The organism is Brachyspira sp. SAP_772 (assembly GCF_009755885.1).
GTDB lineage: Bacteria > Spirochaetota > Brachyspiria > Brachyspirales > Brachyspiraceae > Brachyspira.
This window is the reverse complement of the sequence record NZ_VYIX01000298.1, coordinates 1-585: the sequence shown is the minus strand read 5'-3', so window position 1 is coordinate 585 and position 585 is coordinate 1. Positions and strand designations below refer to the sequence as shown.

Sequence of the window (585 nt, the reverse complement as noted above, 5' to 3'; positions counted from 1 at the left end):
GTGCTACAGTTGCTTATGATAGTTATCAAAGAATATATGGTAAGAAAAAAGATGGATTAAGCTTTAGTTTTGTGCCATATTATGAACCATTTCAAAATGATGCTGGTTTTATGTTCACATTGAACTACCCTTATAATTAACTACATTATTGCCATGCTTCTTTATAAAGATATTTCTATTAACAAATAATACATAAATAACAAAGCTTATTGCTAACAATATAGCCAAAATAATAACACCTTTAGAATTAATAGCAGCCATTTCAGTATTATTATTATCTACATACTCTTCTGAATTATATGTATTATAAGAATCTTTATTATTATCACGTATTATTTTTATGATTTTTTCATTTTTAGAGCTATCTAAATATCCAAAAGTTTTAGCATATGAAAGAATGTATTCTCTGTCATTTGTAAGTCTATCTATATTATTTAATATCTGTTTCTTTTTTCTATCAAGTTCTTCTATTTTTTCTCTCTTTTTTTCCACAGCCTGTTTTTGCTTATCTATGCTAATAAACCCCTTAGAACTAAACACRAATAAAAAAATAATCAACRCTAAACCAACTACTATTATACCATA

Annotated in this window: 1 protein-coding gene; it reads right to left on the bottom strand. The window is 25.2% G+C overall.

Annotated features, from left to right (window positions below; genetic code table 11):
* Positions 1 to 114: 114 nt before the first annotated feature.
* The coding region (locus GQX97_RS14145) for a septum formation initiator family protein (protein WP_157152355.1) at positions 115 to 585 on the bottom strand (471 nt) is incomplete at its 5' end.